This window comes from Halobacillus sp. K22 (assembly GCF_052246795.1).
Taxonomy (GTDB): Bacteria; Bacillota; Bacilli; order Bacillales; family Halobacillaceae; genus Halobacillus.
In genome coordinates this window covers 20,287-34,237 of the sequence record NZ_JBQQCN010000010.1, presented here as the reverse complement: position 1 = coordinate 34,237, position 13,951 = coordinate 20,287, and the positions used below count along the sequence as shown (strand labels likewise).

Annotated in this window: 14 protein-coding genes; 10 read left to right on the top strand and 4 right to left on the bottom strand. The window is 41.5% G+C overall.

Annotated elements, in window-relative coordinates; all coding sequences use genetic code 11:
- The first annotated feature begins 66 nt into the window (after positions 1-66).
- The 3 genes from ACTWPM_RS09230 (at position 67) to ACTWPM_RS09220 (ending at position 3,980) form a co-directional block, all read left to right on the top strand.
- Positions 67-729, top strand: a complete 663-nt coding sequence (locus ACTWPM_RS09230; protein WP_443132753.1) for a DUF4396 domain-containing protein — start codon at positions 67-69, stop codon at positions 727-729.
- A 1,192-nt stretch (positions 730-1,921) separates the two neighbouring features.
- A complete protein-coding gene (locus tag ACTWPM_RS09225; protein ID WP_443132752.1) occupies positions 1,922-3,013 on the top strand; it encodes a hypothetical protein in 1,092 nt (363 codons plus the stop codon).
- Positions 3,014-3,056: 43 nt separating this feature from the next.
- Positions 3,057-3,980, top strand: coding sequence for a YegS/Rv2252/BmrU family lipid kinase (locus ACTWPM_RS09220; RefSeq protein ID WP_443132751.1), 924 nt, complete (start codon positions 3,057-3,059; stop codon positions 3,978-3,980).
- 57 nt (positions 3,981-4,037) lie between these two features.
- Here the strand turns inward: ACTWPM_RS09220 and ACTWPM_RS09215 are convergent, their stop codons facing one another.
- The gene (locus ACTWPM_RS09215) at positions 4,038-4,649 is read right to left on the bottom strand and encodes a methyltransferase domain-containing protein (protein ID WP_443132750.1); all 612 of its coding nucleotides are present in this window, start codon (positions 4,647-4,649) and stop codon (positions 4,038-4,040) included.
- A 167-nt stretch (positions 4,650-4,816) separates the two neighbouring features.
- Here ACTWPM_RS09215 and ACTWPM_RS09210 point away from each other — a divergent pair, with 167 nt between their 5' ends.
- Positions 4,817-5,281 carry a MarR family winged helix-turn-helix transcriptional regulator gene (locus ACTWPM_RS09210; RefSeq protein WP_443132749.1) on the top strand — a complete coding sequence of 155 codons (465 nt, stop codon included), beginning with the start codon at positions 4,817-4,819 and terminating at the stop codon, positions 5,279-5,281.
- 266 nt (positions 5,282-5,547) lie between these two features.
- Positions 5,548-7,416: a ribosomal protection-like ABC-F family protein gene (gene abc-f, locus ACTWPM_RS09205; RefSeq protein ID WP_443132748.1), complete on the top strand. Its 1,869-nt coding sequence runs from the start codon at positions 5,548-5,550 to the stop codon at positions 7,414-7,416.
- A 101-nt stretch (positions 7,417-7,517) separates the two neighbouring features.
- Here abc-f and ACTWPM_RS09200 read toward each other — a convergent pair whose 3' ends face one another.
- A complete protein-coding gene (locus ACTWPM_RS09200) occupies positions 7,518-8,615 on the bottom strand; it encodes an SDR family oxidoreductase (protein ID WP_443132747.1) in 1,098 nt (365 codons plus the stop codon).
- A 138-nt stretch (positions 8,616-8,753) separates the two neighbouring features.
- Here ACTWPM_RS09200 and ACTWPM_RS09195 point away from each other — a divergent pair, with 138 nt between their 5' ends.
- The 5 genes from ACTWPM_RS09195 to ACTWPM_RS09175 all read left to right on the top strand — a co-directional run bounded on the left by ACTWPM_RS09195 (position 8,754) and on the right by ACTWPM_RS09175 (position 12,377).
- Positions 8,754-9,386 (top strand): SDR family oxidoreductase, encoded by a 633-nt coding sequence (locus ACTWPM_RS09195; protein WP_443132746.1) that lies wholly within the window; start codon positions 8,754-8,756, stop codon positions 9,384-9,386.
- Between the two features lie 140 nt (positions 9,387-9,526).
- Complete coding sequence (locus ACTWPM_RS09190) at positions 9,527-9,808, top strand: glutaredoxin family protein (protein WP_443132745.1); 282 nt, start codon at positions 9,527-9,529, stop codon at positions 9,806-9,808.
- Between the two features lie 97 nt (positions 9,809-9,905).
- Positions 9,906-10,292, top strand: coding sequence for a YppG family protein (locus ACTWPM_RS09185; RefSeq protein WP_443132744.1), 387 nt, complete (start codon positions 9,906-9,908; stop codon positions 10,290-10,292).
- A gap of 94 nt (positions 10,293-10,386) precedes the next feature.
- Positions 10,387-11,073 carry an alpha/beta hydrolase gene (locus ACTWPM_RS09180; RefSeq protein ID WP_443132743.1) on the top strand — a complete coding sequence of 229 codons (687 nt, stop codon included), beginning with the start codon at positions 10,387-10,389 and terminating at the stop codon, positions 11,071-11,073.
- A 26-nt stretch (positions 11,074-11,099) separates the two neighbouring features.
- Positions 11,100-12,377: an MFS transporter gene (locus tag ACTWPM_RS09175; protein ID WP_443132742.1), complete on the top strand. Its 1,278-nt coding sequence runs from the start codon at positions 11,100-11,102 to the stop codon at positions 12,375-12,377.
- Between the two features lie 711 nt (positions 12,378-13,088).
- Here ACTWPM_RS09175 and ACTWPM_RS09170 read toward each other — a convergent pair.
- Both ACTWPM_RS09170 and ACTWPM_RS09165 read right to left on the bottom strand, forming a co-directional pair.
- Entirely contained in the window at positions 13,089-13,556 is a 468-nt protein-coding gene (locus ACTWPM_RS09170) for a flavodoxin (RefSeq protein WP_443132741.1), read from the bottom strand.
- Entirely contained in the window at positions 13,553-13,939 is a 387-nt protein-coding gene (locus tag ACTWPM_RS09165; RefSeq protein ID WP_443132740.1) for a hypothetical protein, read from the bottom strand. The genes ACTWPM_RS09170 and ACTWPM_RS09165 overlap by 4 nt, the downstream gene beginning before the upstream one ends.
- Positions 13,940-13,951: the final 12 nt, after the last annotated feature.

Below are 13,951 nucleotides of genomic sequence, written 5' to 3'. Positions count from 1 at the left end.
TTTTCGAGAGGTGATGTTTATGAGAATAGGGGCGGGGGGTAAGGGGTTTATAAAGGAGGAAGTGCAATGGATACCCTAACAATTATTTCAATCATAGCTCTAGGGATTGGGCTGATTTCTTCGCTGATTATTATTATTGATGTAACACGCCATCCGCAACAGATGGCAATCATGAATGTGGTGTGGCCAATCAATGGTTGGTTTCTCGGACCGGCAGCTATTTGGACTTATTTTAAATGGGGACGTATAAAAGCAAAGGATATAGAACGAGAAGACAACCGTGGCAGAGGAGCTCAAGTGTTTACGTCTACCAGTCACTGTTCAGCAGGCTGTACCTTAGGTGATGCAGTCGGAGTTCCAATTGTAGCGTTGACAGGTATAGCGATCGCAGGATCAGTGTTATTTACTCATTATATTGTAGAGTTTATTCTTGCTTATATCTTCGGTATAATATTTCAATTTTTTGCTATTTATCCTATGAATAAGAAAGCCGGAGCTACAAGCGCAATAAAAGAGGCGGTAAAGGCGGATACACTCTCCCTGCTTGCTTTTGAAATTGGAATGTTCGGCTGGATGGCTATTGTACATTTTGTATTGTTCACTGAACCTCCAAAACCTACAGACGTGAGTTACTGGTTTATGATGCAGATAGCTATGATTCTAGGATTTATAACAAGCTTTCCAGCCAACCGTTGGCTTGTGAACAAAGGAATTAAAGAGGCAATGTAGGATTAATAAAATAGTGGGTACTAATTCTTCATTTAAAAAGGTTGAGTTAGGCCAATGCTTAAACTGTCGAGAAAGTCTCGGCAGTTTTTGTTTTTTTAGCTCTGCTAAAGTTTTTTGTTAATTCTTCATAAAAGGCTTATTACACAATAGGGCAGGTTAGTTGAAGACTCGAATTAGAGGTATTGGGTTAGAGTGAAGGTGCTGCGGGGGACGATTCGTCCAGCTGCATCGCCCAGACACTCGCGTCATAAGCAGAAAATTCAACGGGACGAAAGAACGCATCCCTTTTGATTTTCCTGCTTATGCGGGTCGTGTCTATCGGGGCGATTCCGCTTTTAAACACTTTCCGTGGGCATGTGGTAAGCTTCCTCAGGCTTCGCCTTCCGGGATCTTACCGATCATGTTCATCCCACAGGAGTCTCCATTGTCCCCCTTCGGACCTTGCCGAATCAGAAACTCGAAACCGTTCACCTTTTACCTGCTTAACAATAAATAATTAAATGGGCATAAATAATTTTTTAGGTTCGAACTATGTGAGATAGCCTATTATATAAGCATTTCAGGCACGATACGTAAGAAAGAATACTCTTATTCTGGAAGGTCCATTCGCCCTAATAAAGTTGGGTTGGTGGGGAAATGATGAGACTCCCATGGGAGAAGGAACTAGGTGAGCTCCCGCAGGGAGTGAAACGAGCGAGGAAGCTCATGGTAAAAGGAGGATCGACTAAGGTCGCCACGTCCTGTGGCAACGTCGATCGACCCTACGTCGTGTAGGGCCATAGGAAAGTGTCCAAATGTGGAATCACCCCGAAAGACACGACCAGCATAAGCCGACCATCAAAAGGATGGCGGTTTTTCCATCCGTTGATGAGCGGCTTATGTCTCGAGTGTCTGGGTGATGGAACAAGACGAGTTATTTCCCCACCAACCCTCTTCAATCTATAGGAACGGACATCATTTATCTCGAGATCAAGTCTTCAAGAAACGGGACTTAACCTTAAAAACACGGATGCTTAACAGAGCTTTTTTTAAAAACAGTAATGAATAACTTTCTAAGGGATTGAACGGTTGTTTTGTCTCTGGATGAAACCAAGCTGGGTTCTTAACTAGCTGAGGAAGAGTGGTAGTACTCCTGCTGTTCCTGTAGTAAAATAAAGGAAGAGGTGGAAGTTAAGTTGAAGGGAAGAAGCTTATGAAAAATTCACTAAGTCATAAAAAGCCTTTGTACTTCAGTCTTGGTTTTATCATTCTCATTTTATCCTCAAATTTTTTAGTGCAGAAAATAGAATTAACGGGGCATGTGAGTACACCTATCGTATGGGGAACAATTATTGATATTATGGTAATCATTCCCGCGGTTATATTCTTGTTTATTTTGCGACGAAAGCCAACTATTTCTATTTTTGCCCCTATGATGATCCTGGGACTTTTTATCGTTCATTGGCTGGTTCCGCCCTATGCAAAGGAGAGTCTCGTGTACCTTAATTATTCAGTGATAGGGATGGAAGTTGTGTTGGTGGGTGTGGAACTTACCATCTTATTTCTGTTCTTAAAGAGCTTCCCCAAATGGAAAAGAAGCTTTAAAGAGGCTCGCCTGCATTACCCATTTGTTTTAGGGCGTATGTTTGAAGCGAATCGCATTACCTTTGCTTCCTATAAATATAGTGCTCAATTTCAACGGCTCAGTGGATTTCTTGCCACTGACGTATCTGCAATTCGATATGCATTATTCCCTCACCTGGATCGTTCTCCTCCAAAAGATTGTACCTTCAGTTATCATAAAAACAGTGAATACTTTGGAATTTTTCTTATGCTTATCCACGTCATGGTAATAGAAATTATTGCGGTGCACGTCCTGCTTATGCAATACAGTCACACGGCAGCCTGGATTGCCACCGGTCTTGATGCTTATGCTTTACTATTTCTAATCGGAGATTATCAAGCTATTCGAAAAGCTCCTGTTCACGTAGGCCGTCAATCTCTGTATTTGCAAAAGGGACTTCGTTTCCATATTTCTATTCCATTTGAAATAATAGAACAGATCAGACCCTGTATCCACTCCGCAAAAGAATGTTCAAGCGATAAGGCAGCTTTAAATATGACACTTGCTGGATTCGAGCCCTCACAGCCTCAATATGTTCTTGAATTAGCACAGCCATTGGAAGCAAATTTATACTTCGGGTTGAAGCGAAAAATCTGCCGAGTATACATAACGGTAGATGAACCGCATGCTTTTATTAAAGAATTGGATAAACATGGCGTAGTTTTAAATATGAAAAATTAGTAAATCATACCTGTAGGCTTTATAGAAAGGGAGGTTCTCATTTATGGCACGATATGAAACCGGATTATTTATATACAATGGAAATGAAGATAGCAATGTACTCGAAACAAACCTTTCACAAACGCTTCCTATTTTGACTCAGCAAGTGAAGGAGTTAAGAGTACTCCAGACTGATTCATTGGATGAGTTTAAGGAGGCATGCAGAAACTATGGACCGGAAGTGGAAGTGCTCTTTATCCTGGGAGGCGATGGAACTGTCCACGAAGGAATCAACAGTATGGCTGACCTGGAAAAACGCCCTGTTATAGGAGTTCTTCCTGCAGGTACCTGCAATGATTTCAGTCGTGTACTGGATACCCCTCAAAATTTGCAGCAGGCTGCTCGAGCGATCATTGAAGGGGAAGAGTTGACTCTGGATGCTGGCAAAACCAATAATTATTATTTTATTAATTTCTGGGGAATTGGATTAGTAACTCAGGCCTCCTTTAATATTGATGAAGATAGCAAAAATCGCTTCGGCGTACTGAGCTATTTTATGAGTGCCTTAAAAACGATGAATGAGGCAACTCCTTTCGAATTTACGGTAACGGTTGATGGAGAGAAGTTAGAAGGAGAAGCTATCATGATTCTCGTCATGAATGGACAATTTATCGGCACTCGCCGCGTTCCTGTCCCTTCAATTGATTTACAGGACGGTCTTCTTGATGTTCTCGTGGTTAAAAACTCAAACTTGAAATTGTTTAAAGAATTGATGACAATGAAACGTCCATGGGCGAATGAGGATCGTTTTCAAGAATTGCATCATTTTCAAGGAAAAGAAGTTAAAATTGAAGTCGATTCTTCTCAGAATATCGATATGGATGGCGAGATTAAGGGAGAAACCCCGGCTGATCTGAAAGTGCTTCCTGATCACTTTACTTTCCTAAGCGGCGGTCCGAACGCACTTCATGCATTTTCTGAAAAATAATAAGAAATAATTGAGAAAGCACCGGCCTTATCCATAGAGGGAGAAGGTCGGTGCTTTTTACTTTTCACATACAGCCAATCCCAGTGGATAATATACATTTTCTCTAGGCGGCTCAATTAGCACCCCGTTCTGGAAGAAAAACTCCTGCTTAGCATAATCGGTAAATAAATTCCGAAATTCTTGAGGGGTGATCTGGTGGAAATGAAAAGGAGAACCGCACTCTTTTCCGCGACCTTTGCCGAAGGGAGTGGAAACGATGAGTTTTCCGCCCGGATTTAATAATTGGTAATAGTTGCGCAATAGTTTTTCTTCTTCTTTAATATGTTCATATGTTTCAAAACTTACAATTACATCAAATGTCCCCAGGTGAGCAGATAGATGAGGGGTGGTCGCATCGTAAATTTCAAAGCTCGACTGCGGGTGATAGTAAGTCCCTTTCGCGTAACGGATAATTTCCTGGTCGATATCGACTCCTACCACTTCATCAATTACATGTTTGCATTGCTTTGCGATCATATGGGTTCCATATCCCGCGCCGCACGATAAATCTAAAACTCGACCTTGCATGTAAGATAATGAAAACTGATACCTTGCTGCATGTTCGAGCAGGAGATTATTCATAGGGTCTGTGTATTCGGGAATAACACGTTCTCCTGTATTTTTAACCACATTTTGTCACCGCTTTCTATGCGTATAACTCCCTTCATTATGCCATAATTTTAGAAATATACAAAAAAGGGTATAGTAAAATACAAATTTCATGCTGGTTTGACATCCTGATTTTGTTAAACTTATACTATCTTTATCTATAGAAAAGGACGAAAGGGCGAAGGTCTATGAGCGAACAAGAGTCATACTACAAGAAAAAACAAGATCCCTCGTTAAAATTATTTGTCGTTTTAACGAAGGCACAGCGATCCGTAGCTGACCTGGTCAAAGATGATATCCAGAGTTATGGGTTAAACCCGACAGAATTCGGAGTCTTAGAACTGCTTTACCATCAAGGAGAACAGCCATTACAGAAAATTGGTGAGAAGATCCTTTTAGCCAGTGGCAGTATCACTTATGTCGTAGACAAACTGGAAAAGAAGGAATATTTAGAACGGATTCCATGCCCGAACGACCGGAGGATTACGTTTGCTTCTATTACAGAAAAAGGCAGGGAGTTTTTAAACGACATCTTCCCTGATCATTGGAAGCAAATTGAGCGGATTACCGGAGGATTAACGGACGAAGAAAAAGTACAAGCGATTGAGCTGTTGAAAAAGCTCGGGAAAAACACAGAAGGAAATCAGGACTAGAGAATTTTCAGAATATAGTTTATACTAAACTTAATTCTAAAGGCAAAGGAGGGTATGACGATGTTACAAATGCATGTGCTTGACTATCAATTGAACTATGTCCGCCGTGCGATTATTCACAATTCAGCTGTCAGAGGGACACGTATGTCCATTTTTACAGGTGAATAGTGAATAAAATGTAACGTCTCATATCTGATTATAATAATGCCAATGAAGTCAGAGGGTACGGGACCTCTGGCTTTTTTTGTCTTTAGGAGGAAAATAAAATGCTTATTACATTGAAAGATATATATAAAATTGTCGGCGGCAGAGTACTATTCGAATGCCTTAACTTTGAATTAAATGAAGGGCAGAGAGTTGGGCTTGTTGGTCGGAATGGGAGTGGTAAATCCACTTTATTTCGCTTGATTACTAAAGAGGAATCCATTGACGGCGGGGATGTTTTCATCCGAAAAAACGTGACCATTGGTTATTTAAAGCAAATTCCTGAGGAGTGGGAATCATCAGGTAGAGCTTACTTGGAGGCGGCTTTTGGAAACCTGCTGCAGATGAAGCGTGATATGCAGAAGCTGGAAGAAAAAATGATGGACCCTGAGCAGATGGAACTGGCGCTAAGTGAATACGGGGAAATTCAAGAACGATTTACTCAGGCTGGGGGGTATGAAATAGAATCATCTATCAGCCAAGTGGCTAATGGACTAAAAGTTAAAGACCTCCTGGATCAGCCCTTCTCCCAGTTAAGCGGCGGTGAAAAAACCAAGCTTGGATTGGCTAGGATTCTTCTGGAAGATTCTGATGTGTTACTGTTGGACGAACCAACGAACCATTTAGATTTACAGGCAATTGAATGGCTTGAGGAATACTTGCAGCAGTACGACGGTTCAGTGTGTATGATTTCACATGACCGCTCTTTTCTTAATCATACAGTCACCGATATCATGGATTTAGAATCTGGAGACATTCAAACATATAAAGGGAACTATACTTCTTTTGAAAAGCAGAAAGAAGAGAAGTTACTAGCAGAATTTCACCAGTACCAGGAACAGCAGAAAAAAATTAAAAAAATGAAAGAAGCGATTCGTCGCCTTAGACAATGGGCTAATGAAGCTAATCCACCGAACCCTAAACTATTTAAAAAGGCAAAGAGTATGGAGAAAGCCCTGGACCGGATGGAAAAAATGGATAAACCGGTGGTGGATCCTAAAAAGATGAACCTTTCTTTACAATCAGAGGGGAGAACCGGTAAAGATATACTTGTGGCTGATGATGTGAAAAAGTCTTATGGGAATCGATTAATTCTGGATGGTGTTCATCTTCATTTAAGAAACAGGGATCGATTAGCTCTTGTGGGAACTAATGGAAGCGGAAAATCCACTTTACTGCGTCTCTTGCTGGACCAGGAAAAGCCTGAGAAAGGATCAATTAAAAAAGGTCCGTCGATCAGGATTGGATACTTGCCTCAAAACCCACTAATGGGGGCGGATCGTGATCAACGGATGATCGATTACTTTCGGGACTTGATCAGGGTGACTGAAGGCGAGGCTCGTCACATGCTTGCCGCCTTTATGTTCTACGGATATGATGTTTTTCAAAAGATCAGGCATTTAAGTGGCGGAGAGCAAATGCGTCTGAAGCTTGCTGTATTTATGCATGAAGGGATCAACGTATTAATATTGGATGAACCAACGAACCATTTGGATATTGAGTCCCAGGAAGTACTTGAAGAGGCATTAAAAAAATTCGAAGGCACCGTACTTGGAGTATCTCACGACCGGTATTTCTTAAATCAATGCTTTACGCATACAGCTTACCTGACTGGCGGGAAAATCTATAGATATATAGGTTCTTATGATGAAACAAGGAAACACTGGCTGGAACTGCTGGACCAGCAGGAAACGAAAAACGTTAAAAAAGAATCTTCATCAAAGGTTGAGAAGCCAAGAAACAATCCTCCTCAACCTGGACAGAATTCTTCGATTGAAGAATCCATAGCAGCTTTAGAGAAAGAAGTAACTCAGCTTGAAAGCCAAATGGCACGAGAGAGTAATGTAGAACAATTGATGAAGTTCCAGATGGAAAAGGACCGATTGACGGAAGAGATTGAGGGTCTTTATGAACAATGGATGGAAGAATAGAATTATTTAGAGTTGAGTGATTTCTAAGTGAAAAAGCCTTGAACGTATACGTTCAAGGCTTTTTTGCAAGTGTATAGAGAACTTACTTGGGTAACCATCATTTAAAGCAGGGAAGTGTGCTTTTGCTGCTCGTGTTTATGACGACCATAGTAATCAATAAGTGTCTGTACGTAGGACGTTAAGTCCGGGCAGGTAATAAAGGAACCCTGCAAGTCATTCTGCGCTTCAGTGGAATCGTATTCACTCTTGAAAAGGAAATAGTCCAATGCTTCTTTCTGAATGCCAAGTTTCTTTCTAATCGAACGGAGTTGTAACCCCTGGCTGGCCAAGGTGCCAGGAAGGTTAAGCTTAGGCCGTCGTTCGAGATAGGTATCCGAAAATAATTGATAAACTTCTCTCGCCGTGTAAGGCTCAGGATCTGTTAAATGATACGTTTTTCCTCTGCTTTTTTGAATGTGAACTAAATATATGCTGGCTTTAATGACGTAATCTTGCGGTACTAAATTAACCTTTGCTTCTCCTCTTCCGAATTGGGGGATGACCGGCAGTGAACGGAAACGGTCCAGCATATTTAATACAAAGTAGGGACCGTCGAATTTAAGGGTTTCTCCCGTTCTCGAATGGCCAACGACGATGCCAGGCCGGATGATGGTAATGGGAAGATGCTCTTTTTCAGATTCAACGAGTTTTTCGGCTTCATATTTTGTATATTCATAATGGTTTTTAAAACCTTTGGTATGCGTCAGTTCATGTTCATATATCTTTCCTTCACGCTTACCTGAGACATAGGCTGAACTAAAGTAAAGATATCTTTGTAACTTCTGGAAGCGGCGAAGGCAGTGGTTCACCTCTCGGGTTCCCTGCACATTGACACGCCACGCTCTTGTAAGAGAAACAGCCAAATCATAGAGAGCAGCAAGATGGAAGAAATGAGTGGTCTCTCTTTCAAGCTTTGTGCGTAAAGAAGGATCAAGTCCCAACCCTGGTTTAGTAATATCTCCTGGGATGAGCTCAATTTTATGCCTGTCCACATAAATTTCTTTCGCTAACTCTGCCAGCCTCTGTGAAGCTAAATCTTCCATGTCAGGTAAATGGATTAAATAAATTTTGTCTATTGGATACCCTTCAAAGAACAACTCTTCGACGATATTGGAAGCTAAATATCCTGGAAATCCTGTACACACATATGTGTTTGCCAAATTAATCATCTCCTGTTAGGTGGTTATTTTATCCATTCGTCAATAAGCGTGGTTTTTCCTCCTTTAGCGCCTCCTACCGTTTATTGTCTAGAAGAGTTGGGAAATTTAAGAATAGATTATTTAAGGAGGTAGAGTAGAATGAAGGTTCTAGTAATTGGAGCGAATGGACAAGTGGGGAAACATGTCATTCATAAATTGACTCAGTCCAGCCATACACCGGTTGCTATGGTATGGGACACGAAACAGATTCCTCAGTTTGAAGAACTAGGAGTGGAAACAGTGTTAGGGGATTTAGAAAAAGACTTCAAAGAAGCTTATTATGGAGTGGATGGCGTTATTTTCGCTGCAGGTTCAGGGCCGCATACAGGTGCTGATAAAACCATTCTGATCGACCAGGAAGGTGCCATTAAATCGATTGAATACGCTAAACAATTTGGTTTGAAGCGGTTTATTATGCTCAGTTCTGTACGATCAGACGAGCCGGAAAAAGGTCCAGATGCAATGAAGCATTACTTATATGCGAAACATCGGGCAGATGAACATTTAAAACAATCCGGGTTGAATTACACCATTCTCCGCCCTGGACAATTAACGAATAAACCAGGTACAGGCAAAGTAGCTCTTGAAGAAAAATTAGAACAGGACGGGGAAATCCCGCGCGAAGATGTAGCTGAAACGCTTGTTTATTTACTATCCGTACCCCGAGCTAAACAAAAAAGTTTTGATTTGATCAGCGGATCCACCCAGTTGGAAGAAACGCTGGCTTATTAGGAGCATTAAAAGGGGAGATACATTCTTCCCTTTACATATTTGTAGGTACATTCTATCATAATAGGTGGTTTTGAAATTGTAATAAAAGGGTAATCAAAAAGTAATAAAGAGAGACGCAAAGGCGATGAGGAGGGACAGCTATGAGTGACCAGAAAGTTGTGGTGTACACGAGCAGGAACTGCGCAAAATGCGATAAGGTAGTAGCCAAGCTCTCTGAATGGGAAATTGACTATGAAGAGCGTAATGTATCCACTAACCGCGATTACTTTAAAGAACTTCAAAATATGAAGATATATGGAACGCCAGCAACATTTGTAGACCAGGAGAAAATCTTAGGCTTTCAAGAACGAAAGTTAAAACGAGCGCTGGGAATTCAGTCTGCTGAACGTTTTGTAGATTCTGATATGATGAATTATTCATAATTCTGCAAGTGATAATAATGGATCACTTGCTTTTTTTTACACTTTTTTAGCTTTCCAACATAGGCTGAAGTAAACACGTCAAGAAGGTGGAACATTCATGTATCCCTATTATCAACAATGGTATGACTGGTCTCGTCAATCGACTGTTTACCCTTATGATTCTTCCTTTTACCAAGGCGCATACCAAAACCAGGGAAATGTAAACGGCTGGTATTATAATGGTTATAATCAAAATGCGCACGTACCTCAAAATCCATATCCGTATAGTTACGGCTACACAGGATATACTGAAAATGGAAATACTGAAACGTCTTCATTCCAAGCAGGGGCGCTTCCAAAGAGCGTTATGAATTATTTTCAAAATGATGATGGGCAGCTGGATTTTGATAAAATGATGTCGACCACGGGTCAAGTAGTGAAAACCGTTCAACAAGTTTCACCAATCGTGAAAGGCATCGGCACGTTTGTAAAAGGATTCAAATAAACGCGCTCTTTTTTTCGGGCGCGTATTTTTTCTTATGGACTAATGCATGTGATATTATGGTTCGCATATCTAAATAAAAGTGGAGGCGCGGAAGATGAGTGTTGGTTGTTTATGTATTCATGGCTACACGGGCAGTCCTGAGGAAGTACAGCCCCTTGTAGATTTTTTAAGTGGACGAACCACCTGGGAAATTTCTAACCCTACTTTGCCCGGTCACGGCGAAGAGCTTGATCTTCAGGGTCATTACTACCAGGAATGGATTGCGACAGCGGAACTTGCATTATTAGATTTGTTGAAGAGGAACGATACCATTGTCATAATCGGATTCTCTATGGGGGGGATGATCGCGGCGTATTTAACGGCAAAATATAGAATTAACCGGCTTGTATTATTGTCGGCAGCGGGAAAATATGTAAGCCTGCCGCAAATGTACAAAGACGCATGTGAAATGTTCGCAGATGCCTGTAAGGGGGCACTTGCTTCCAATGAATTGTTTACAAGGTATCAGCGGAAATTGCAGCAAACCTACTTATTCTCCACATTCGAATTTATGAAGTGTGTGCAGTTCACAAGGCCTTATTTAAAGCAGGTTAGATGTCCAGTGCTGATCATCCAAGGAGAACTGGATGGAATGGTTCCAAGAAAAACTGCGGAATTTCTTGATGAAGAAATTCCAGCAGAGGAAAAAGAGATGGTCTTCCTTAGAAATTCCAAGCACTTAATTTGTCATGGGGAAGATAAGGACGAGCTCTTTGATACGGTATTAGACTTTTTGAACTAATTATAGAGAAAGGGTGCAGATAAATTATGAAAGATAAAAATACAAAAGCACCCCTTCAAACCTCATTTTACTATGGGTGGATTATTGTTGCGGTTGCAGGGCTTAGTGTTTTTTTCTCCGGGCCGGGTCAGACGTATTCGGTTTCTATTTTCATAGATTACTATATTGAGGACTTTGATTATTCACGTTCTCTAGTTTCAGGTATTTACTCAGGCGCCACCTTGTGTGCTGGGTTTGCCTTATTCATGATGGGACGGCTGGTCGACCGGTACGGACAGCGAACGATGATGGTCGCTGTGGGGATCTTCTTATCATTGGCTTTGTTTTGGAATGCATTCCTATTAGGTCCAATCATGATGTTTTTCGGCTTTTTTATGATTCGTTTATTTGGTCAAGGTTCTATGACTCTAATTCCGAACACCCTGGTGCCCCAATGGTTTATCCGAAAAAGAGGCCGCGCGCTAAGTGTGATGGCGATAGGCGGCTTCGCGAGTTCAGCCTTAATGCCGCCTTTAAATACGTGGATGATCGAAACGGCAGGGTGGAGAACTGCCTGGGGAATCTGGGGGACCCTTCTATTACTAGTTTTTGTTCCCATCGCATTCTTCTTTGTGCGAAACCAGCCTAAACTGGTCGGTGAAATACCTGATGGAACTCCGAAACCTGTGCAAGGCGTGGAGGATTCGAACCCAAGTGTGGAAGTTAGTGAAAAAAGCTGGACCTTAAAAGAAGCTATGTCTACCAAGGCTTTCTGGTTCATACTTTTTTGTGTCATTGTACCGGCTCTTGTAAATACAGCTATCACCTTTCATATTGTATCTATTATGGGCTTAAGAGGTCTTGATACAGGGGTCGCTGCAATGGTGCTGACTATAATGGCGATTGTCGGCTTCCCGGTTACATTCTTGACGGGATATTTAGTGGACCGTTTCCAAGTACATTACATATTAGCTATAACTTTCTTCGGTCATATTTTTACTTTGGTGCTTCTATTATTCACAGATACATGGTGGATAGCTGTAGCCTTTGGTGTCCTATGGGGATTTGTGAACGGATTTGAACGGATCGTTTTGAATATTGTCTGGCCGAACTACTTTGGTCGTGAACATTTAGGAAGTATTAAGGGACTAGCACAAACGGTCATGGTTATCGGGTCTGCTTTAGGTCCGCTTCCGTTTGGTATTTTTTATGATTGGCTTGGAGGTTACCAGGAGGTCATCCTGTTAACAATTGCGTTTCCAGTAACAGCGGGGATTCTGGCTCTAAGTTCTCCTCAACCTAGATATGAAGACTATCATGGCTGAATAACAAAACCCAGCTCCGGTTGCAGAAAGCACCAGAGCTGGGTTTTTATTTATAGTTCTACTATTCATGTTACTGAAAGGTTGACATTTTACTGGAACGACTGTTCCAGTGTCTAAAACAGACTCTGTTAAATTTGAATTTCATAACGGAATTATTAATGTATAGGGCCGTTTACTGTAAGACTTGAATTCGAGATATTGATTATGAGGAAGGTCCTCCGGGGGACGATTTCGCTTTCCGTGGGCATGTGCTGAGCCTCCTCAGTCTTCGACTTCCGGGGTCTCACCGATCATGTTTATCCCACAGGAGTCTTCATCGTCCCCCTCCGGACCTGGTCCGAATCAGAAACTCGAAACTACTTAATACACGGTTTGCCTGGGGAGAAAACAGCATGGGATGAGGCGTATATTTTCATGCTAAAAAGATATGAAAAGCTTGCCATAGAAGCATTTAAGAGCCGTTAAGAAGGATATCATTCTTTCTGCTGGACGGTCCGTTAATATCCTGTGGCTGGGTTGGTGGGGAAATAGCGAGACTCCCATGGGAGAAGGAACTAGGTGAGATCCCGCAGGGAGTGAAACGAGCGAGGAAGCTCATCGTTCCCCCATAGGAAAGCGAGTTATTTCCCCGCCAGCCCTCTTCCAAATAGAGTAACGGGCCCAAACTATCTCGAAACTGAGTCTTCCAGTAACGGGAGCATTACGGTTAAATCAACACTGAGAGTTAATGGAGCTTATAAGATAGGATGCGAATTCTGCGGCGAAGTTTTCACATCTTGATAGATCTTCATTACTTTCAGGGTAATGTTCAATTTTAAGGGAAGGGGAGACGATTATGGCTCCGGATTCCTGACATGCGCCCTCCAGTTGGTTTACAGCTTCACAGAATTGAGGGTAAATGGAGTCGCCTGAACCAAAAACAGCTACAGGAACTCCGGATAAGTCCGTATCAGTGACTTCTTCATAGAAATCTTCCACTTCATAGGGAAGATCTCCATCGTTCCACGTGTATGAACCAATTAATACTCCAGAGTAATTCTTAAACTCCTCAGGTTCCATTTCATCTATTTCCTCTAGTGTTACATGAAAGTGGCGGTTTTCCAGGTGATCTTTAAGCACATCCGCTATTTCTTCTGTATTCCCAGACATACTTGCAAATCCTAACAAGATGGAATTCATAAGGAACCAGCCCTTTGTTTTTCTTTAGCTCCGTTCATTAATTGGTTCCAGTAACTCAATTGAACTGAATGATACTGAAAAAGCTCCGGATCGCGATTATCCAGGGACTGATCCACTTTTAATTGATGATAGTTAACAAAAAGCGCAATATCTGAGTACATATACAAATGATTCAGGTAATATTCCTCTAAATAAGCGGAAGGAATAAAGAATGGGGGATGCAAGTCCGTGTGTAAAGAAACAAGCCAGCCTATTGATTCTACGTAATGATGGTCATCGCCTATATAAATAAAGTCACCTTTCTTAAAATGAAGGCATTTATTCGGATTGCCGGGACCTCTATGATAAATAAAATCTTTTGTAACAATAAGACAATCTTTCATGTTCATTCCCCT

Bases quoted from the DNA above. Each gene is read 5' to 3' on its own strand.
- ACTWPM_RS09230 (WP_443132753.1), top strand. From the start codon at position 67: ATGGATACCCTAACAATTATTTCAATCATAGCTCTAGGGATTGGGCTG.
- ACTWPM_RS09225 (WP_443132752.1), top strand. From the start codon at position 1,922: ATGAAAAATTCACTAAGTCATAAAAAGCCTTTGTACTTCAGTCTTGGT.
- ACTWPM_RS09220 (WP_443132751.1), top strand. From the start codon at position 3,057: ATGGCACGATATGAAACCGGATTATTTATATACAATGGAAATGAAGAT.
- ACTWPM_RS09210 (WP_443132749.1), top strand. From the start codon at position 4,817: ATGAGCGAACAAGAGTCATACTACAAGAAAAAACAAGATCCCTCGTTA.
- abc-f (WP_443132748.1), top strand. From the start codon at position 5,548: ATGCTTATTACATTGAAAGATATATATAAAATTGTCGGCGGCAGAGTA.
- ACTWPM_RS09195 (WP_443132746.1), top strand. From the start codon at position 8,754: ATGAAGGTTCTAGTAATTGGAGCGAATGGACAAGTGGGGAAACATGTC.
- ACTWPM_RS09190 (WP_443132745.1), top strand. From the start codon at position 9,527: ATGAGTGACCAGAAAGTTGTGGTGTACACGAGCAGGAACTGCGCAAAA.
- ACTWPM_RS09185 (WP_443132744.1), top strand. From the start codon at position 9,906: ATGTATCCCTATTATCAACAATGGTATGACTGGTCTCGTCAATCGACT.
- ACTWPM_RS09180 (WP_443132743.1), top strand. From the start codon at position 10,387: ATGAGTGTTGGTTGTTTATGTATTCATGGCTACACGGGCAGTCCTGAG.
- ACTWPM_RS09175 (WP_443132742.1), top strand. From the start codon at position 11,100: ATGAAAGATAAAAATACAAAAGCACCCCTTCAAACCTCATTTTACTAT.
- ACTWPM_RS09170 (WP_443132741.1), bottom strand. From the start codon at position 13,556: ATGAATTCCATCTTGTTAGGATTTGCAAGTATGTCTGGGAATACAGAA.
- ACTWPM_RS09165 (WP_443132740.1), bottom strand. From the start codon at position 13,939: ATGAAAGATTGTCTTATTGTTACAAAAGATTTTATTTATCATAGAGGT.